The sequence below is a fragment of the Bradyrhizobium sp. 62 genome, assembly GCF_023073035.1.
GTDB lineage: Bacteria > Pseudomonadota > Alphaproteobacteria > Rhizobiales > Xanthobacteraceae > Bradyrhizobium.
Genome location: NZ_JADPIT010000016.1, coordinates 487,128 through 505,772, shown reverse-complemented (window position 1 = coordinate 505,772; position 18,645 = coordinate 487,128). Strand labels below are relative to the sequence as shown.

Below are 18,645 nucleotides of genomic sequence, written 5' to 3'. Positions count from 1 at the left end.
TGACGACTGCGATGCTCACACCGCCTTCACCCGCACCCGCAATCCGTCGCGCGGTTTCGGGATCGGCCACATCTGCCAGTCCGGCTTGTAGCCGGGCTCGAGCGATACCTCGATGTTCTGCAAGAAGTGCCGCGCGAAGCATTTGGCCTGCATGTAGGCGAAGTGCAGGCCGAGGCACATATGCGCGCCGCCGCCGAACGGGACCCAGGCGAAGCGGTGGCGGTTGCACTGGGCCTCCTCGGTGAAGCGCAGCGGATCGAAGCGATCCGGCTCCGGCCAGATGTCCTTCATGTGGTGGGTGTAGAGCGGATTGACGCCGATCGCGGTGCCGGCCGGAATCGAAAAACCCTTGAAAGTGAAATCGCGCATGGCGCGGCGCGGCATTGAGGGCACCGGCGGCTTGATCCGCAGCGCTTCCTTGAACGCCATCTCCGACAGCGGCATCTTTTCGAGATCGTCGAAGCTGCTCGGCGCATCGGGGGCGAGCCCCAGCGCCATGACCTCCGCGCGAAGCTTGTCCTGCCAGTCGGGATTTGCCGCGAGCTCGCCGATGAACGAGGTCAGTGACGAGGTCAGCGTGTCGTGCGCCGCCATCATCAGAAAGCTCATGTGGTCGATGATGTCCTGTTCCGACAGCAGCGCGCCGTCCTCGTGGGTGGCGCGGCAGAGCTGCGAGAACAGGTCATCACCGCCGTGATTGCCGCGTCGCAGCGGAATCTGCTCGCGGAAATAAGCGACGATGCGCTTGCGTCCCCTGACGCCGGCCGCCATCTGCGTGCCGGGCAGCGGTCGGCGGATCGGGGCGACGGCGGCGGCGACCATGTCGACGAAGGCGCGGTTGATCTCGTCGACCTCCGGCCCGATATCGGCGCCGAGAAAGGACGCGGCGGCGAGATCGAGCGTGAGCTGCTTCATCGCCGGATAGAGCTGCATCTCGCCGGGCTTGGCCTTCCACTGCGCGACGCGGGCGGCGATGCCGCAGTCGAGATCGCTCAGATACGATTTCATCGGTCCGGACTTGAACGCGACCGACAGCGCCTTGCGGTGCAGCCGGTGCTCCTCGAAATCCAGCAGCATCAATCCGCGCGGAAACAACAGGCCGAGCACCTTGTTCCAGCCATGGGTCGAGGAGAACAGCTTTTGCTGGTCGAACAGCACGAGTTCGTTGGCCTCGGGGCCAAGCAGCACGACATTGGTCTCGCCGAAGAAATGCGTGCGATAGACCAGGCCGTATTTGGCGCCGTTCGCCTCGATATGCCCCTTAGGGTCCGCGAGCACCTGGAAGGTCTTGCCGATGATCGGCCAGCCTTCGTCGCCGGGGATGTGGGTCAGCTCGTTGCGCTTGGGCGGAGTGAAGCCGAGCGCAGGCGCGGCCACATTCTGCATCGACATGACGATTGCTCCGGTTGGCGAGACCCGGCCAACATAGCACAATCCGTGACGAGGACTCTGCGCTACCGCTTCGCCGCTTCCTTCTGCAAATCCGGCGCATTGACGGCTGGAATCGCCACGCGGCCGGCGCCGGTCACCTTCAACGCCTCGGCGGCCTTCTCGTTTTCCATGATCTTGGCCATCACGGCCTGTCCCGCGCGCTCGAAGATCGCGCGGTTCTCGATCACGAATTTTTGCGACTTGCGCAGGCCGTCGATGTAGCCGTTGATCTCAGGCACGACGTAGCGCGCGACAAGGTCCCAGCTCCGGCGCGTGTTCTCCGGGTTGGCCCAGTCGTGCACGAATCCGATGACGGCACCGACGCCGCCGGACACCTGCATCACGTTCTTGATCATCTTGACGAGGTCGTCGGGCGTGCCGATGACGGAGGCCGCGCCGTCGACGAAAGCGGTCTTGTCCACGGCCTCGTCGGGTGAGGCGAACGCGGCCAGGCCCGGCCGCTGTAGCGTGCCGACATTATATTCGTTGTGCCAGCGCATCAGCCCGGCGCCGGCCTCGCGGCGGGCCTGCTCGCGGGTCTCGGCGATGTGCCAGGTCAGCAGCACGCGCCAGTTCGCGCGATCGACTTTGGTGCCGTGCTTTTTCGCCGCGTCTTCGGCGAACTGCCATTGCTGCTGCAGCGACATCAGCCCCTGCGTCGTCATCGAACCCAGCGAGATGATACCGATGCCGTATTTGCCGGCGAGCGTCATGCCGGAGGGCGAGATCTGCGAGGCCACCACAAACGGCATTTCCTCCTGCAACGGCAGCAGTTGCAGCGCGGCGTCGTTCATGGTGAACCAGTCACTCTTCGCGGTGACGCGCTCGCCATTGAAGAGGCGGCGGATCACCCCGATCGCCTCGTCCTGGCGGTCGCGCTGCGTCATCGGATCGATGCCGAGCGTATGCGCGTCGGAGGCGAGCGCGCCGGGACCGGAGCCGAAGATGGCGCGGCCGCCGGTCATGTGGTCAAGCTGCACCATGCGCTGCGCGACGTTGTAGGGATGGTGATAGGGCAGCGACACCACGCCGGTGCCGAGCTTGATCCGCTTGGTGCGCTCGCCGGCCGCCGCCAGGAACATCTCCGGCGAGGCGATCATCTCCCAGCCGGAGGAATGATGCTCGCCGCACCAGAACTCGTCATAGCCGAGGCTATCCAACTGCTCGACCAGGTCGAGATCGCGCCGGAACTGGAGCGTCGGATGCTCCCCGATCGGATGATGCGGGGCGAGGAAGGCTCCGAACTTCAGGCGCGCCATGGCGTTCTCTCCGGCTTGATTTTTTGCTTGTTTGTGGCGCGAAGCTACGTGCTGGAGACAGCGAACGCAATCGCGCGATGTCCCGCGCGGCGGAATGCAGCCATGCGTGTGTCGTCTCCCTCTCCGTGGCACGCAGAGAATGGCGGAACGCGCGGGCATCCTACCTTCGAGGTAATCGCGGCACCGCATTAGGCCTGCGATGATCGGCAACGACATCCGAAAGGTCGCGCGCCGATGCATCAAACCGTCGCAAAGCAGATCGATACGTCGCGTCGCTGGTGGGTGCTGGCGATCGTCGTGGCCGCCCAGTTCATGTTCGGCGTCGATGCTTTCGTGGTCAACGTCGCCATTCCGACCATCGCGGTCGAGTTGAAGGCATCGCCTGCGCAGATCGAATCCGTCATCGCGATCTACCTGATCGCCTATGCTACGCTGGTCGTCACCGGCGGCCGGCTTGGCGACATTCACGGCACCAGGAACGTGTTCCTGGCTGGCCTGCTCGGTTTCACCCTGACGTCGCTGTGGTGCGGACTGGCGCAATCCGGTGCGGAATTGATCGTCGCGCGGCTGACACAGGGTGCTTCCGCCGCGCTGATGGTGCCGCAGGTACTGGCGACGCTACATCTCCTGTTCACCGACGAACAGCGCAACCGTGCCTTCGCCATCTACGGCATCGCGCTGGGGCTCGCGGGTGCCGCGGGCTTTCTGCTCGGCGGTCTTCTGGTCACGATCGATCTCGCCGGCACCGGCTGGCGCTCGGTATTCTTCGTCAATGTGCCGTGCGGTCTCGTCATCGCGGCTGCGGCCTGGCGCATCATGCCCTCGGTGCCGCATCGCGCCGGCACGCGGCTCGATATCGCGGGCGGCATCGTCTTGTTCGCCGGATTGCTCTGCATGATCGGTCCGCTGCTGCTCGGTCACGATGTCGGCTGGGCGCCGTGGCTGTGGCTGGTGATGGCGATCGGCGCCGTAATTCTCCTGGCATTCCCAAAACTGGAGCATGCGGTCGCACGAGCCGGCGGCATGCCGCTGATCGATCTCTCGCTGCTGGCGGACGCCACTTTCCTGCGCGGCCTCGGCGCGGCGTTCTTTTTCTTCTGTGCCAATCTCTCGTTCTATCTGGTCATGACGCTGTTCATGCAGCGAGGGCTGAACATCCCGCCGCTCGCGGCCGGCATGGCCTTCATTCCGCTCGCGCTCGCTTTCGTCGTGGCCTCGCGCCATAGTGGCGCACGGGCGCGCCATCGCGGCACCAGGGTCTTGATCGAAGGCTGCGCGCTTCAGATCGCGGGCCTCGCGGCGCTTGCGCTTGTCGCGTTCTCTGTCGATGCGCCGTCCGCGCTCCTGCTCGCGCTCACCATGATCGTCTTCGGCTACGGTCAGGGGCTGGTGATGGCGCCGCTGTCCGGCGCGGTGCTCTCGACGGTGAAGCCTGTGGCCGCAGGTTCTGCCTCCGGCATTTACGGCACCACGGCGCAGATCGGAAATGCGGCCGGAGTGGCCGCAATCGGCGCCGTGTTTTTTGCCGCCGAAGCCGTGCAATCAGTGCGCGCAGGATTTCTCGTCTCGCTCGCGCTGTTCGTGACATTAATCATGATCTGCGCCGCATTCCTGGCGTGGATGCGCCGCGCGTCTGCACGAAGTTGAGGCATCGCGGTTAATACGTGCGGATTTCTGCAGGTTTTCCTGCGATTTAGCGCGTCATCGACAGCACACGGTCTTTTTATTTTGCGCCGCAGCAACTATTTGGTTTGAGTGGACGTTGAACGTCGCCTGCCAGGAGTTGCCGTGTCATTAACCAGAAATGTCGATCTCTTGAGACGTCTGCCAAAGCTGGACGGATTGCGCTTCGCCGAGTTTGGCAGGAGCGCCGATGCGTCCAGTCCGTTGCAAGAGGTTACGGGCTTCGGCGACAATCCCGGCAATCTGCGCCTGTTCGCGTTCGTGCCGCCGCAACTGCAGAAGCCGCGCGCGCTCGTCGTCGTGCTGCACGGCTGCGGCCAGACGGCAGCAAGCTACGACCTCGGTGCCGGATGGTCGACGCTCGCCGAGCACTACGGCTTCGCGCTGTTGATGCCCGAGCAGCAGCGCGTCAACAACAGCAACACCTGCTTCAACTGGTTCAATCCGGAAGACACGGCGCGGGACAGCGGCGAGGCGTGTTCGATTCGCGAGATGATCGCGCATATGACCGAAACGCATCGCATCGATCCCCGCCGCATCTTCATCACGGGCCTGTCGGCCGGCGGCGGCATGACGTCGGTGATGCTCGCGACCTATCCCGAAGTCTTCGCGGCCGGTGCGGTCATCGCGGGACTTCCCTACGGCATCGCGACCAATCTGCGCGAGGCGCTCGACGGCATGTTTCATTCCCCGGAGCGGCCGGCGCGCGAACTTGGCGATCTGGTGCGGCGGGCCTCGGATCATCGCGGGCCCTGGCCCAGGATCTCGGTGTGGCACGGCAGCGCCGATCGCACCGTCAACCCCGGCAATGCCAACGAGATAGTCAAGCAATGGCTCGACCTGCACGATCTGCCTGAGGCGCCGATGGCGGAAACTGACATCGACGGCTATCCGCGCCAGGCCTGGTGGAACAAGGACGGCGAGACTCTCGTCGAGTCCTACGCCATCACCGATATGGCCCACGGCACGCCGCTCGGCCTTGCCGACAACGACCAGCGCTATGGCGTGGAAGGCGCGTTCCTGATCGAGGCCGGCATCTCCTCGTCCTATCACATCGCCAAATTCTTCGGCCTCACCGGCTGGATCCCCGACGCAGCGAAGAAGGCCGAGCCGACGCCGGCCCGCTCGTCCGCGCCGCATCTGGCCCGCTCGATCCGCGCCGCTGTCGCCGAAGAGCCGGCCGAGCCGAAGCGCGAGGAGGCCCGCGGCTTCGATCTCGGCCAGATCATCACGCGCGCGCTCACCGCCGCGGGATTGATGAAATAAGTCAGGCCGTCGCGCCAATCCATTCGATCGGCGTCGCCGTCACCTCGCCGCCGGCGACCTTGCGCGTCATCTCCTGATAGGCCTTGAAGAAGTCGCGCGATTGCAGCGCCTTTTGCGCGGCGTCGTCGCTGACGCTGGCGAGATGGAAATAGCTGCCATTGTCGCGGTTCTTCAGGACGCGATAGCCGATCCGTCCTTTCAGCTCCGGATCGCCGTCGATCGCCTTGATGAAGCGGCCGACCTCCTGGTGCCATGCCTCCGTCGTGCCGTTCTTGAATTCGTATCGGATCATGAAGTGCTTCATGTGACGCTCCCTGTTGGCGTTGTGCGTCATCATCTGCGTGCTGGATGCGATCCTGCAAGTATGGACAAAATTGATAGTATGGACTTTTTCGGCGTCGCTCTTATGCTCGGCCAGAGCGTTTTCGAGCGAAGTGGATACCGGTTCGCGTGAAGCAAACGCGTCAAAACAAAAAAGCTCGCACATGGAGGAAACGACATGGCCAGGGAAAGGACAAAGACTGTCCCCGCGCGCAACTGTCCGGTCGCGGCCTTTCAGAAGATGATCAGCGGCAAGTACAAGCTGCGCATCGTCTGGGACCTCAAGGACGGCCCGCGCCGCTATGGTGAAATCCGCAGCGGCCTGCTGCGCGGCATGGAAGGCAGCGCCGAGATCACCCCGCGCGTGCTGAGCCGCGAGTTGAAGGCGCTGACGGCGAGCGGCCTGATCGATCGCAAGGATTTTGGCGAGGTGCCGCCGAAAGTCGAGTATCGCCTCACCCGCAAAGGCAAGAGCTTTGTGCCCGTCGTCGCCGCGATCCGTGACTGGGGCGACCGTAACCTGAGCCAGCCCGCAGCGTTCGCAGACGCCGCGGAATAGGCGCTCACATCTCGCCGGTGATGAACGGATTGGTCATCCGCTCCTGGCCGATGCTCGAGCCGGCGCCGTGGCCGCAGATGAAGCCGACATCGTCGCCGAGCGGCAGCAGCTTGGTCTTGATCGACTCGATCAGGGTCGCATGACTGCCGCCGGGCAGATCGGTGCGTCCGACCGAGCCAGCGAACAGGACGTCGCCGACATGGGCGAAGCGCAACTCCTTGTTGAAGAACACCACGCTGCCGGGCGAGTGGCCGGGGCAATGATAGATCTCGAACTGGAGATCGCCGATCGCCACGCTGTCGCCTTCGTCGAGCCAGCGGTCCGGCTCGAAATTGCGCACCCCGCTCATGCCGAAGCGCGCGCCGCTCTCGACCACGTTGTCGAGCAGGAATTTGTCCGCGACGTGCGGGCCCTCGATCGGCACCTTCAGCGCGTCGCGCAGTTCAGCCGCGCCGCCGACATGGTCGATATGGCCGTGAGTGAGCCAGATCTTCTCCACGGTGACGCCGGTCTGCTTGATGGCCTCCAGGATCTTCGGCACGTCGCCGCCGGGATCGATCACCACGGCCTTCTTGGAAGGCTCGTCCCAGATGATGGTGCAATTCTGCTCGAACAGCGTCACGGGGACGATGATCGCGCCCGCCTTCGCGCCTGCCTGGGCTTGTGTCTCGTTTTGCTCGGTCATGGCGCCACAATGCCGATTTTTGCCATGCCGCCAAGCAAAAGATTTGCCCCCGGGGTTCGGGAACAGCCGCGGACATCGTCACACGGCCGTCCCAATTCGCCTGCTGTTTTGAACCGGGGCGCTCCTTCCGCGTTCTCCCGCGCGACAAGCAGTTTTTGGATGGATTTCCCGCATGGCTCAGGGCGGCAGCAATTGGTGGCGCGACGGCATCTTCTATCAGGTCTACCCGCGCTCCTTTCAGGATTCAAACGGCGACGGGGTCGGCGATCTCGCCGGCATTTTGCAGCGGCTGCCTTATGTGAAATCGTTCGGCGTCGACGCGATCTGGCTGTCGCCGATCTTCCCCTCGCCAATGGCCGATTTCGGCTACGACATCTCCGACTACACCGGCATCGAGCCGCTGTTCGGCACGATGGCGGATTTCGATGCGCTTCTTGCCGCCGCGCATGACAACGGCCTCAAGCTGATCCTCGACCTCGTGCCGAACCACACCTCTGACCAGCATCCCTGGTTCGTCGAGAGCCGCTCCTCGCGCGACAATCCCAAACGCGATTGGTACATCTGGCGCGATCCGGGCGGTGGTGGCGGCGTGCCGAACAATTGGCTGTCCGAGTTCGGCGGCAGCGCGTGGCAGTTCGACGAGACGACCGGTCAATACTACTATCACGCCTTCCTCGCCCAGCAGCCGGACCTCAACTGGCGCAATCCCGATGTCCGCGCGGCGATCTATGACGTGATGCGGTTCTGGCTGGAGAAGGGCGTCGATGGCTTTCGCGTCGACGTGATCTGGCACCTGATCAAGGACGCCGAGTTCCGCGACAACCCGCAAAATCCGCATTATGTCGAGGGCCGGCCGCCCAACGAAACGATCCTCACGCAATATTCCACCGACCAGCCGGAGGTGCACGACGTTATCGCCGAGATGCGCCGCGTCACGGATGCTTATGATGCCCGCGTCCTGATCGGCGAGATCTATCTGCCGCTGCATCGCCTGATGGCCTATTACGGCAACGATCTCACCGGCGCGCAGATGCCGTTCAATTTCGCGCTGCTCCAGACCTTCTGGAGCGCGCGCTCGATCGAGAAGATCGTCGAGGATTACGAGAAGGCGCTGCCGAAGGGCGCCTGGCCGAATTGGGTGCTCGGCAATCACGATCGCCCGCGCGTCGCAAGCCGCGTCGGGCCGGAGCAGGCCCGCGTCGCCGCCATGCTGCTGCTGACGCTGCGCGGCACGCCGACGCTCTATTACGGCGACGAGATCGGCATGCATCAGCTCGCGATCGCGCCTGAGGATGTGCGCGACCCCTTCGAGAAGAACGTGCCCGGCATCGGTGTCGGCCGCGACGGCTGTCGCACGCCGATGCAGTGGGATTCGTCCAACTTCGCCGGTTTCTCGGACGTCAGGCCATGGCTGCCGCTGCCGGAGGATCACATCCTCAACAACGTCGTCGATGTCGAAGCCGATTCACGTTCGATCCTGACGCTCTACAAGCGCCTGATCGCGTTGCGCAAGGGCTGTCCGCCGCTGGTCGCGGGCGACTATCATCCGATCGCGGCGCAAGGCGATCTCCTGGTCTATCGCCGCGAGGCCGAGGGCAGGGCGGTGATCGTGGTGCTCAATCTCGGCCCTGAGCCGATCGTGGTCACTACCAGCGCGATCAGATTTGGCAGCGAGATTCTGCTGTCGACATTTCTGGATCGCGAGGGGGAGCGGATCGAAGGCGTGCTGGATTTGCGTGGCAACGAGGGGGTGGTGGTGATGCCGCCATCTTAGCCGTCGTCCCGGACAAGCGAAGCGCAGAGATGGGCGACGCCCTTTGCTCGCATTGCGAGCGAAGCGAAGCAATCCAGGCCATTGCGAGCGCAGCGAAGCAATCCAGACTGTCACCGCGGGAAGAGGCAATCCAGAATCCGTGCCGCGGAAATAGCTGGATTGCTTCGCTGCGCTCGCAATGACGATCGTGGAAGCGGCAGCGCAACTCCAGCATCTCCACATCACCCCGGATGCTTGATCCCCCGCACCGTCTTGTCGATATCGCTCCGCTTCAACAGATAATCCAATCCGCCGACGCGGTACCAGCGATAACCGTAGGGCTCCAGCACGACGCGATGCTGGCCGCGCTTGTCGGCGTGGCTGTGGTCCTCCGCGAGCAGATTGATCAGGTGCTCGCCGGCCTCGCCCGGCAGCCCCGCCGAGAACGCGATCTCGCGCGGCTTCTCGTCGAGATTGTGCACGAACAGCACGGAATTGTTGCGCCAGTCGTAGCGCATGATGAACACGGCGGGATTGCGCGTCGCGATGATCGAAAAATCGCCCCAGCCGATCTCCGGCACCTCCTTGCGCATGCGGACGATGCGCTCGGTCCAGTTCAGCATCGAGTTGGGATCGCGGCGCTGCTTGGCGACGTTGACGTGCGGATAGCCGTACGGTCCTTCGTCGATGACGGGCAAGGCCGGCTTGTCGCTGGTGGTGAAGCCGCCATGCGGCTCCGTCGACCATTGCATCGGCGTGCGCGCGCAATTGCGTTCCGGCAGCGAAAGATCATCGCCCATCGCGATCTCGTCGCCATAGCGGATGACCGGCGTTCCCGGCAGTGTGCACATCAGGCTGTAGGCGAGCTCGAGCCGCCGGCGGTCGCCGCCCAGCATCGGTGCCAGCCGACGGCGAATGCCGCGGTCGTAGAGCTGCATGTCCTTGTCAGGACCGAAGCTTTTGAACACGGTGTCGCGCTGCGCCTTGGTCAATCGCCCGAGATCGAGCTCGTCGTGATTGCGCAGAAACAGGCCCCATTGCGCCGAGGCCGGCCGCGGCTTGGTCGCCTTCAGCGCTTTCCCCAGCGGCCGGGAATCGGACGAGGCCAGCGCATAGAACAAATGCTGGTTGACCTGGAAATTGAACATCATATGCATGCGGTCGGCATCGCGGCCGAAATATTCCATGTCCGTCTTTGGCAGCACGTTGGCCTCGGCGAGGATGATCGCATCGCCCTGCCGCCATTGCAGGAATTCACGAAACGTCCGCAGCATGTCGTACTGCTCGGCCGGCTTTTTCACCTTGGCGCCTTTGGTCGAGATGACGAAAGGCACGGCATCCATGCGGAAGCCTGAGACGCCGAGTTGGATCCAGAAGCCCATGATCTTCAAAATCTCGGCCTGCACGTGCGGGTTCGAGGTGTTGAGATCGGGCTGGAAATCGTAGAAGCGGTGGAAGTACCAGGCGCCGGCTTCCTTGTCGCGTGTCCAGGTCGATTTCTGAACGCCGGGAAACACCATGCCCTGATTGGCGTTGGCCGGCTTCTTGTCGGACCAGACATACCAGTCGCGGTAGGGCGAATTCCTGTCGCTCCGCGCCGCCTTGAACCAGGGATGCTGGTCGGAGGTGTGGTTCACGACGAGATCGATGATGACGCGAATGCCGCGTTGCTTGCAGCCATGGGTGAACTCGACGAAATCGCCGAGCGTGCCGTAGCGGGCATCGACACTGTAATAATCCGCGACATCGTAGCCGTCGTCGCGGCCGGGCGAGGTCTGGAATGGCATCAGCCAGATCGTGGTGATGCCGAGGCCGTGCAGATAATCGAGCCGGCGCAACAGGCCCTTGAAATCGCCGATGCCGTCGCCGTTGGCGTCCATATAGGTGCCGACGGACAGGCAATAGATGATGGCGTTCTTGTACCAGAGATCGTCGATCATGCGCGCGCAGCCTCGGTGGTTCCGCCGAGGTGCGGCGGCTGCGTGATAAGTGCGTAGGGGAGGGGAGGTTCCGCGCTACAGGGTCGTCCCGGCCTGGTGCGCAATTGCGCACGGGGGGCGGGACCCATACCGCGTGATCTATTGATTGGGTTGGCAGAAGTACCGAACGACGTATCTTAGCCAAACGCCGCCCTGTGGCTATGGGTCCCGGCCTACGCCGGGACGACAGTGATGACGGAATCGGCTATCCTCCCCCCATGGACAACACCGCCCGCATTGCCATCGTGCCGCCACCGGACCGTCGTCAATCAGAGACGGCGCTGGCGATCGCGCGCGGCACGGCGCGGTTGTTGCGCTCGCTCGGCTTCACCTGCATCAGCGAATTGCCGCTGCCCTCTGGGCGGCGCGCCGATCTCGTCGCGCTGAACGAGCGTGGCGAGATCTGGATCGTCGAGATCAAATCGTCGGTGGAGGATTTGCGCGCCGATCAGAAATGGCACGAATATCGGGCGCATTGCGACCGGCTGTTCTTCGCCTTCACGCAGGACCTGCCTTGCGAGATCTTTCCGCAAGATACCGGCCTGATCATCGCGGACGCCTATGGCGCGCACCTGCAGTGTGAGGCGCCCGAGCACAAGCTCGCTGCGGCCACGCGCAAGCAGATGACGGTGCGGTTCGCGATGGCGGCGGCATTGCGGATCAACCGGCTGGTCGATCCGCAGGGGCATGCGGAGTTTTGGGAGTAGGCTCCGTCCGGATGTCTTTCCCCCAAGCCACCGGTGATCAACGCCGAACTCTTGTTCGGCAACATGAAGATCAAGCAGCGGGTGGACGCCCGTTCTTTCATGAGCGGCAGCGGACGTGACGGGCCGCACATGCTTCAGACGTACGGCACGGTATCGCTTGTTCCGCAACTAACCAGCCACAAGGAACGTGCCATGAAAACCTTCCGCACCGCTCTCTTAACCTTTGCCGCACTAGCCGGACTGATTTCGTTCGTGACCTCGACGCAGTCTTCCTATGCGGGCGGACTCGGCCTCGATTGGCTTTCCAACAAGCCCTACGTAGAGTGTCTTAAGAACGTCCGAATGCTCGCCGACGTTGGTAGCATTCTGAAAGGGCCCGCGGACCGAGAGGCGAGTTACGAGCGGGGCCGCCACCAATGCAACCAGCGCTACTATGGTCATGAATAGACCGCCCGGGCTTCCGCCGAACTGCGATGCTGCCAGATTCAGCTCGTAGTCTCGGTCCAGTCACAACGTGCAAAAGCGACGTTGCGGGCTGCTCCGGCAAATGGCTGTCCCGGGTCACCGTCTTAGCCTCGGGGCCGACATCTGCGCGCCATGAGTAAAACGCCAAGGATTACCGCGGCGCGCGCTTGGCCAGAATCCGCTGCAACGTACGCCGGTGCATGTTGAGCCTGCGCGCCGTCTCCGAGACGTTGCGGTTGCACATCTCGTAGATGCGCTGGATGTGTTCCCAGCGCACGCGGTCGGCCGACATCGGGTTCGCCGGCAATTCGGACTTGTCCGAGCCGGTCGACAGCAGCGCCGCGACGACGTCGTCGGCGTCCGCGGGCTTCGAGAGATAATCGACCGCACCCATCTTCACCGCGGTGACGGCGGTGGCGATGTTGCCATAGCCGGTCAGCACGATCGCGCGGGCGTCGGGGCGCTTCTTCTTCAGCGCCGAGACCACGTCGAGACCGTTGCCGTCACCGAGCCGGAGATCGACCACGGCGAATGCCGGCGCCGCCTTGCCGATCTGCGCCAGACCGTCCGAGACGGTGTCGCATGACGTCACCGCAAAGCCGCGCGTTTCCATGGCGCGCGACAGCCGCTCCAGAAACGGCTTGTCGTCCTCCACGATCAGGAGCGAGCGGTCGGTCTGTTCGTTCAGTTCGGCGATGGCGTTCAAGGTTTCGTCCTCTCTCCAGCGCTTCTACATATGGCGGCGCAATCGGGCGGTGCCAAGGGCGCCAATAGTCGATCGGCCCCGTTGTGCGACGCAAGGTCGCGGCCTATCCTATTGTTTCTTCGAAGGTCTCGATAGCCTCAAAACGCTCTCTCGGCCACGTGATCTGGACCACTGCGCCATGGTCCGGAAAGGTGCGGTTGGTGAACGAGACCTTGGCGCCGGTGCGCTCCAGCAAGGTGCGCGCGATGAACACGCCGAGCCCGAGGCCGCCGCCTTCGTCCTGGCTGCGCCGCCGCGACAAATAGGGCTCGCCGATCCGGTTCAGGATGTCAGGCGGAATACCGGGACCATCGTCGGAAATCACGAGCTCGATCGTGTCCTTGTTCCACCACGCATTCACCTCGACGGTGGTGCGGGCGAAATCGACTGCGTTCTCGACGATGTTGCCGACCCCGTAGAGGATCGCCGGATTGCGCGAGCCGACCGGCTCGGCCACGATGGCGACGGCGATGCGCACCTTGATATCCACGCCGAAATCGCGGTGCGGCGCCACCACCTCCTCGATCAGCTCCGAGAGCTTCATGCGGTCGAACGGCGCCCCGGTGGAGGAGAGCTGGGTGATCTTGCTCAATATGTCGCGGCAACGCTGCGTCTGCTCGCGCAGCGTCTTCAGGTCAGCGGCAAAGTTCGGCTCCTTCACCGTCTTCTCCAGCTCGCGCGAGATCAGGAAGATCGTCGCGAGCGGCGTGCCGAGTTCGTGCGCTGCGGCCGCGGCCAGGCCGTCGAGCTGGGTCAGATGCTGCTCGCGCGTCAGCACCAGCTCGGTCGCGGCCAGCGCGTCGGCGAGCTTGCGCGCCTCTTCGGTGACCTGGAACGAGTAGAGGCTGGTGACCCCGATCGCGAGCGCGATCGAGAGCCAGACGCCGACGAGATAGATCGGCGGCAGCACCAGCGGATCGTCGGAATCCCAGGGCAGCGGCAGATGGAAAAAGAACAGCACCGAGGCGCAGGCTACAGCCAGCACGCCGAGGCCGAAGGTGAAGCGGGCCGGCAGCGCGGTCGCCGAGATCAGCACGGGCGCGAGGAACAGGAACGAGAACGGGTTCTGGAGTCCACCGGTGAAGAACAGGAGACCCGCCAGCTCCACGATATTGAGCGCGAGCAGTCCGGCCGCCTGCATCGGCTCCAGCCGCTGCAGCGGATTGGACACGCTCTGGAGCCCCAGATTGAGCGCTGCCGACAGCGCGATGATGCTGACGCAGGGGACGATCTCGACGTTGAATTCCAGCCCCTGCGCCACGATGAAGATCGCGGCGAGTTGGCCCAGCACCGCGAGCCAGCGCAGGCGCAGGATGGTATCCAGGCGGATATGCCGCTGCGCGGGGCGAAAGTCGGAAGCGGCAAGTTCGGTCATTTCGGCCAATGGGGCGGTGCCTTCTAGATCACAAGCGCGCGGCTCACGGAACCACCGGATTACAAGCCTTGCGCTCTCCGCTGCAATAGCAGAAGAACGCCCACCATGACTGAGAATGACAAGGCTTCAAGCTGGCCGACTGTCGCGGATCGCAGCCTCTCCGCGGCAATCGCGGTCGATCACCTCGTCAAGGTGTACAAGCAGACCCGCGCTGTCGACGACATCTCCTTTTCGCTTCCGCGTGGCAGCATCACCGGGCTGCTCGGCGGCAACGGCGCCGGCAAGACCACGACAATCGCGACGATCATGGGCCTGGTGCTACCGACCTCCGGCCGCGTGCAGGTGCTCGGGCATCGAATGCCGGAGGACAGCGCCTCCGTGCTGGGGCGGATGAATTTCGAGAGCCCCTATGTCGACATGCCCATGCGGCTCACGGTGCGTCAGAACCTCACCGTGTTCGGCAAGCTCTATGCGGTGAAGAACCTCTCCGACCGCATCGCTGAGCTCGCCTGCGACCTCGATCTCACCGAGTTCATCGACCGCGCCAACGGCAAGCTCTCCGCAGGACAAAAGACGCGCGTTGCGCTTGCCAAGGCGCTGATCAACCAGCCCGAGCTTCTGTTGCTGGACGAACCGACCGCCTCGCTCGATCCCGACACCGCCGACTGGGTCCGGGGTCATCTGGAGCGCTATCGCAAGGCGAACAACGCCACCATCCTGCTGGCCTCGCACAACATGCTTGAGGTCGAGCGGCTCTGCGACCGCGTCATCATCATGAAGCGCGGCCGGATCGAGGACGACGATACGCCCGAAGCCATCATGGCACGCTACAACCGCACCACACTGGAAGAGGTGTTTCTGGACGTCGCGCGCGGCCGGGTGAACGGTGCGCAGGAGGCGGTGCGATGAGTGAGGCCTCCCTCCATCGCGGCATCTCGCTCCATCGCATCGGCGCGATGATCCTGCGCTATTGGTACCTCTTGCTGTCGTCCTGGCCGCGGCTGCTCGAGCTGCTCTACTGGCCGGCGCTGCAGGTCATCACCTGGGGCTTTCTTCAGCTCTATATCGCGCAGAATGCAAATTTCTTCGCGCGCGCCGGCGGCACCCTGATCGGCGCCGTCATCCTCTGGGACATCCTGTTTCGCGGGCAGCTCGGCTTTTCGATCTCGTTTCTGGAAGAGATGTGGGCGCGCAACCTCGGCAATCTCATGATGAGCCCGTTGAAGCCGATCGAATTCCTGCTGTCGCTGATGATCATGAGCCTGATCAGGCTCGCGATCGGCGTCATTCCGATGACGCTGCTCGCGCTGTTCCTGTTTCACTTCAACGTCTATGCGCTCGGCGTCCCGCTGATCGCGTTCTTCTGCAACCTGATCTTCACGAGCTGGTCGGTCGGCATCTTCGTCTCCGGCCTGGTGCTGCGAAACGGCCTCGGCGCCGAGAGCATCGTCTGGACCTTGATGTTCGGCATCATGCCGCTCGCCTGCGTCTACTATCCCGTCAGCGTGCTGCCAGTCTGGTTGCAATATATCGCCTGGACGCTGCCGCCGACCTATGTGTTCGAAGGGATGCGGGCGCTGTTGATCGAAAACACCTTCAGGACCGATCTGATGCTGAGCGCGTTGGCCATCAACGCGGTGCTGTTGGTTGCATCTTTTGGGGCATTCCTTGCCCTTTTGCGCAGCGCCCGGATGCAGGGCTCGCTGCTGTCAGGCGGCGAATAACGTCACTTTCTCGTGGATTCAGCCCGGTTTGGGCACTTGGGCCACGTAGATGTACGGAACCATGCATTGACGCAATATTACGCATTCGGCAGTATGCTGCGATGCGAAGAGGAATATAGCGATGCCGATTGGTGAGTTTGGCGGCGCGCCGCCCCTGGTGGCCGAAGGCAGTCCGGTCCTGACGACGCCGATGTACTGGATGTACGAGATGGGGCAAGCCTCTCTCAATCCGGCGCGTGCGATCACGGACGCAACCAAGCTGCTGTTTCAAAATCCCCTCAATCCATGGGCGCGCACCGAGGTCGGCAAGTCGGTTGCCGCGGCCTGCGAGTTGTTCGAACGCACCACGCGGCGTTACGGCAAACCGGAATGGGGCCTCAACGACACCGAAGTCAACGGCATCCGCGTCCCCGTCGAGGTCCGCTCGGTCTGGGAAAAGCCGTTCTGCCGCCTGCTCTACTTCGATCGCAAATTCACCCGTCCGCTGCGCAGCCCGCAGCCACGCGTGCTGATCGTCGCGCCGATGTCCGGCCATTACGCGACGCTGCTGCGCGGTACGGTCGAGGCTTTCCTGCCTGCGCATGAGGTCTACATCACCGATTGGGCCGATGCCCGCATGGTGCCGCTCAGCGACGGCCGCTTCGATCTCGACGACTACATCGACTACGTCATCGAGATGCTGCATGTCCTCGGCGGCAACACCCATGTGCTGGCGGTGTGCCAGCCCTCGGTTCCCGTCGTCGCGGCCGTTTCGATCATGGAAGCGCTGCGTGATCCCTTCGTGCCGACCTCGATGACGCTGATGGGTGGCCCGATCGACACCCGGCGTAATCCGACCGCGGTGAACAATCTCGCCCAGGAGCGCGGCATCGACTGGTTCCGCAACCACGTCATCACCAAGGTGCCGTTCCCGCATCCGGGCATGATGCGCGACGTCTATCCGGGCTTCCTGCAGCTCAACGGCTTCATCAGCATGAATCTCGATCGGCATATGGATGCCCACAAGCAGCTGTTCGCCAATCTAGTGAAGGGCGACGGCGACCTCGTCGACAAGCATCGCGACTTCTACGACGAATATCTCGCGGTGATGGATCTCTCGGCCGAGTATTACCTGCAGACGGTCGACACCGTGTTCGTGAAGCATTCGCTGCCGAAGGGCGAGATGACCCATCGCGGAACACGCGTCGATCCCTCCAAGGTCACGCGCGTCGCGTTGATGACGGTCGAAGGCGAGAACGACGACATCTCCGGCATCGGTCAGACCGAAGCAACTCACACGTTGTGCAGCTCGATTCCCGATCACCGCCGCGTTCATTACGTCCAGAAGGGCGTCGGACATTACGGCGTGTTCAATGGCTCGCGCTTCAAATCGGAAATCGTGCCACGCATCCACGACTTCATGGTCTCGGCGGCGAATCCGAGCTCATTGCAGGCGCTCGCAGCCGAATAATCGCGTTTTTCGGCTTTCCCGCTGAAAATCGATGCCCTGTCGGAGGCTCCGACAGGGGCAAGTTCCCGCCAGATTCGCGGTATTTAGGTAGCTTTGTAGGAGTGAGTCAAGCCTCACCCCTTGGGGGTGCCGCATGCGCTTGGCGGGGGCGAAAAAAGCCGGTTCCAACCCCAGTCTGTAGGGTCTCCCGGACGCCAGACCCCTGTATATTGGGCAAATGATTTGTTTTTGCGCCGAGCGCTTTCCCTGGCGGCGGTTATGGCAGAATCCGGGCGCTCTCCTGCCCCCCGGACTGACAGACATGGCCACTCGCGCACTCCTCTATCGTCGGCCCCACGAGCCGAAGACCCTCCTGATCACCCATGGATCGCAATATTTTGCGATTCGGCTGCGCCGGCATCGCCGCGCGCGCCGTTACACGCTCAGAATTCATCCGAGCGATCGCGAAGCCATCCTCACCATGCCGCCGCGCGGCACTCTCGCCGAAGCAAAAGACTTCGCGCAGCGCCACGGCGCGTGGATCGCGGCACGTCTCGGCCGTTTGCCGAAGGCCGCACCGTTCCAGCCTGGCACAGTGATACCGCTTCGCGGTGTTTCTCATCGCATCGTTCATCGCGCCGGCACCCGCGGTACGGTGTGGACGGAAGTGCGCGATAGCGGGGAACGCATTCTCTGCGTCGCCGGCGGCGTCGAACATGCGGACCGTCGCGTCAGCGACTTCCTCAAGCGCGAGGCGCGCCGCGATCTTCAGCGTGCCGCGGAATCCTATGCCGCCGAGCTCGGCGTCAAGGTGAAGCGGCTCTCGATCCGCGATCAATCCAGCCGCTGGGGCTCCTGCACCTCGGCCGGCTCGTTGTCGTTCTCCTGGCGCCTGATCCTCGCGCCGCCCTATGTGCTCGACTATCTCGCCGCGCACGAGGTCGCCCATCTCGTCGAGATGAACCACTCGGCGCGATTCTGGCGCGTCTGCGGCAAGGTCTGCCCGTCGATGGAGCGCGCCAAGAAGTGGCTCGATACATACGGCAACGATTTGCACCGGTACGGGGTCGAGGATTAAGGCTCGTTGATGCCTCATGTGACGCTGTCATCGCCCGCGAAAGCAGGCGATCCAGTATTCCAGAGGCGGCTGTGATTGAACCGAGAAGCCGCGGCGTACTGGATTCCCCGCCTCCGCGGGGAATGACAGCCGCGCGCGCGATTCAAGCGTCTGTGCTGCCCGCGCAAGCCGTTGATTTCGTTATCC

The 18,645-nt window shown here is 63.5% G+C and carries 17 protein-coding genes; 10 read left to right on the top strand and 7 right to left on the bottom strand.

The genetic code is table 11. The features are described from left to right. Positions 1-15: 15 nt before the first annotated feature. Both IVB47_RS21340 and IVB47_RS21335 read right to left on the bottom strand, forming a co-directional pair. Positions 16-1,392, bottom strand: coding sequence for a cytochrome P450 (locus IVB47_RS21340; protein ID WP_247463982.1), 1,377 nt, complete (start codon positions 1,390-1,392; stop codon positions 16-18). A gap of 62 nt (positions 1,393-1,454) precedes the next feature. Further along, a complete protein-coding gene (locus IVB47_RS21335) occupies positions 1,455-2,690 on the bottom strand; it encodes an LLM class flavin-dependent oxidoreductase (protein WP_247463980.1) in 1,236 nt (411 codons plus the stop codon). Between the two features lie 234 nt (positions 2,691-2,924). On the opposite strand from IVB47_RS21335, the gene IVB47_RS21330 reads away from it, so the two are divergent. Together IVB47_RS21330 and IVB47_RS21325 are read left to right on the top strand one after the other, a co-directional pair. After that, positions 2,925-4,337, top strand: a complete 1,413-nt coding sequence (locus IVB47_RS21330) for an MFS transporter (RefSeq protein WP_247463978.1) — start codon at positions 2,925-2,927, stop codon at positions 4,335-4,337. A 141-nt stretch (positions 4,338-4,478) separates the two neighbouring features. Further along, positions 4,479-5,639 carry a PHB depolymerase family esterase gene (locus IVB47_RS21325; RefSeq protein ID WP_247357488.1) on the top strand — a complete coding sequence of 387 codons (1,161 nt, stop codon included), beginning with the start codon at positions 4,479-4,481 and terminating at the stop codon, positions 5,637-5,639. Position 5,640: 1 nt separating this feature from the next. Here IVB47_RS21325 and IVB47_RS21320 read toward each other — a convergent pair whose 3' ends face one another. After that, the gene (locus IVB47_RS21320; protein ID WP_247463976.1) at positions 5,641-5,943 is read right to left on the bottom strand and encodes a hypothetical protein; all 303 of its coding nucleotides are present in this window, start codon (positions 5,941-5,943) and stop codon (positions 5,641-5,643) included. 195 nt (positions 5,944-6,138) lie between these two features. Here IVB47_RS21320 and IVB47_RS21315 point away from each other — a divergent pair, with 195 nt between their 5' ends. Beyond that, positions 6,139-6,519: a helix-turn-helix domain-containing protein gene (locus IVB47_RS21315; RefSeq protein WP_247463974.1), complete on the top strand. Its 381-nt coding sequence runs from the start codon at positions 6,139-6,141 to the stop codon at positions 6,517-6,519. A 4-nt stretch (positions 6,520-6,523) separates the two neighbouring features. Here IVB47_RS21315 and IVB47_RS21310 read toward each other — a convergent pair whose 3' ends face one another. Further along, positions 6,524-7,204 (bottom strand): MBL fold metallo-hydrolase, encoded by a 681-nt coding sequence (locus IVB47_RS21310; RefSeq protein ID WP_247463971.1) that lies wholly within the window; start codon positions 7,202-7,204, stop codon positions 6,524-6,526. A gap of 172 nt (positions 7,205-7,376) precedes the next feature. Here IVB47_RS21310 and IVB47_RS21305 point away from each other — a divergent pair, with 172 nt between their 5' ends. Then, positions 7,377-8,978: an alpha-amylase family glycosyl hydrolase gene (locus IVB47_RS21305; protein ID WP_247463970.1), complete on the top strand. Its 1,602-nt coding sequence runs from the start codon at positions 7,377-7,379 to the stop codon at positions 8,976-8,978. Positions 8,979-9,199: 221 nt separating this feature from the next. On the opposite strand, the gene IVB47_RS21300 is transcribed toward IVB47_RS21305, so the two are convergent. Beyond that, positions 9,200-10,897 carry an alpha-amylase family protein gene (locus tag IVB47_RS21300; RefSeq protein ID WP_247463967.1) on the bottom strand — a complete coding sequence of 566 codons (1,698 nt, stop codon included), beginning with the start codon at positions 10,895-10,897 and terminating at the stop codon, positions 9,200-9,202. Between the two features lie 257 nt (positions 10,898-11,154). Between IVB47_RS21300 and IVB47_RS21295 the strand changes: the two genes are divergently transcribed. Beyond that, positions 11,155-11,643: an MmcB family DNA repair protein gene (locus tag IVB47_RS21295; protein ID WP_247357492.1), complete on the top strand. Its 489-nt coding sequence runs from the start codon at positions 11,155-11,157 to the stop codon at positions 11,641-11,643. 33 nt (positions 11,644-11,676) lie between these two features. After that, positions 11,677-12,090 (top strand): hypothetical protein, encoded by a 414-nt coding sequence (locus IVB47_RS21290; protein ID WP_247463964.1) that lies wholly within the window; start codon positions 11,677-11,679, stop codon positions 12,088-12,090. Between the two features lie 169 nt (positions 12,091-12,259). Here the strand turns inward: IVB47_RS21290 and IVB47_RS21285 are convergent, their stop codons facing one another. Next, on the bottom strand, positions 12,260-12,814 hold the full coding sequence (locus IVB47_RS21285) for an ActR/PrrA/RegA family redox response regulator transcription factor (RefSeq protein ID WP_007598178.1): 555 nt from the start codon (positions 12,812-12,814) through the stop codon (positions 12,260-12,262). Between the two features lie 103 nt (positions 12,815-12,917). Beyond that, positions 12,918-14,228 (bottom strand): ActS/PrrB/RegB family redox-sensitive histidine kinase, encoded by a 1,311-nt coding sequence (locus IVB47_RS21280; RefSeq protein ID WP_027566054.1) that lies wholly within the window; start codon positions 14,226-14,228, stop codon positions 12,918-12,920. Between the two features lie 105 nt (positions 14,229-14,333). Here IVB47_RS21280 and IVB47_RS21275 point away from each other — a divergent pair, with 105 nt between their 5' ends. The 4 genes from IVB47_RS21275 (at position 14,334) to IVB47_RS21260 (ending at position 18,459) form a co-directional block, all read left to right on the top strand. Further along, complete coding sequence (locus tag IVB47_RS21275) at positions 14,334-15,137, top strand: ABC transporter ATP-binding protein (protein ID WP_007616003.1); 804 nt, start codon at positions 14,334-14,336, stop codon at positions 15,135-15,137. Next, entirely contained in the window at positions 15,134-15,952 is an 819-nt protein-coding gene (locus tag IVB47_RS21270) for an ABC transporter permease (protein ID WP_007616001.1), read from the top strand. Before IVB47_RS21275 ends, IVB47_RS21270 begins: the two co-directional genes overlap by 4 nt. A gap of 121 nt (positions 15,953-16,073) precedes the next feature. Further along, complete coding sequence (phaZ, locus tag IVB47_RS21265; RefSeq protein WP_027566053.1) at positions 16,074-17,402, top strand: polyhydroxyalkanoate depolymerase; 1,329 nt, start codon at positions 16,074-16,076, stop codon at positions 17,400-17,402. A gap of 217 nt (positions 17,403-17,619) precedes the next feature. Continuing rightward, a complete protein-coding gene (locus IVB47_RS21260) occupies positions 17,620-18,459 on the top strand; it encodes a SprT family zinc-dependent metalloprotease (protein WP_027514588.1) in 840 nt (279 codons plus the stop codon). The last annotated feature ends 186 nt before the right edge of the window (positions 18,460-18,645 follow it).

What these genes read in the sequence shown, in the direction of transcription:
- IVB47_RS21340 (WP_247463982.1), bottom strand. Translation starts at nt 1,392, where the DNA reads ATGTCGATGCAGAATGTGGCCGCGCCTGCGCTCGGCTTCACTCCGCCC.
- IVB47_RS21335 (WP_247463980.1), bottom strand. Translation starts at nt 2,690, where the DNA reads ATGGCGCGCCTGAAGTTCGGAGCCTTCCTCGCCCCGCATCATCCGATC.
- IVB47_RS21330 (WP_247463978.1), top strand. Translation starts at nt 2,925, where the DNA reads ATGCATCAAACCGTCGCAAAGCAGATCGATACGTCGCGTCGCTGGTGG.
- IVB47_RS21320 (WP_247463976.1), bottom strand. Translation starts at nt 5,943, where the DNA reads ATGAAGCACTTCATGATCCGATACGAATTCAAGAACGGCACGACGGAG.
- IVB47_RS21315 (WP_247463974.1), top strand. Translation starts at nt 6,139, where the DNA reads ATGGCCAGGGAAAGGACAAAGACTGTCCCCGCGCGCAACTGTCCGGTC.
- IVB47_RS21310 (WP_247463971.1), bottom strand. Translation starts at nt 7,204, where the DNA reads ATGACCGAGCAAAACGAGACACAAGCCCAGGCAGGCGCGAAGGCGGGC.
- IVB47_RS21305 (WP_247463970.1), top strand. Translation starts at nt 7,377, where the DNA reads ATGGCTCAGGGCGGCAGCAATTGGTGGCGCGACGGCATCTTCTATCAG.
- IVB47_RS21300 (WP_247463967.1), bottom strand. Translation starts at nt 10,897, where the DNA reads ATGATCGACGATCTCTGGTACAAGAACGCCATCATCTATTGCCTGTCC.
- IVB47_RS21295 (WP_247357492.1), top strand. Translation starts at nt 11,155, where the DNA reads ATGGACAACACCGCCCGCATTGCCATCGTGCCGCCACCGGACCGTCGT.
- IVB47_RS21280 (WP_027566054.1), bottom strand. Translation starts at nt 14,228, where the DNA reads ATGACCGAACTTGCCGCTTCCGACTTTCGCCCCGCGCAGCGGCATATC.
- IVB47_RS21275 (WP_007616003.1), top strand. Translation starts at nt 14,334, where the DNA reads ATGACTGAGAATGACAAGGCTTCAAGCTGGCCGACTGTCGCGGATCGC.
- IVB47_RS21270 (WP_007616001.1), top strand. Translation starts at nt 15,134, where the DNA reads ATGAGTGAGGCCTCCCTCCATCGCGGCATCTCGCTCCATCGCATCGGC.
- phaZ (WP_027566053.1), top strand. Translation starts at nt 16,074, where the DNA reads ATGCCGATTGGTGAGTTTGGCGGCGCGCCGCCCCTGGTGGCCGAAGGC.
- IVB47_RS21260 (WP_027514588.1), top strand. Translation starts at nt 17,620, where the DNA reads ATGATTTGTTTTTGCGCCGAGCGCTTTCCCTGGCGGCGGTTATGGCAG.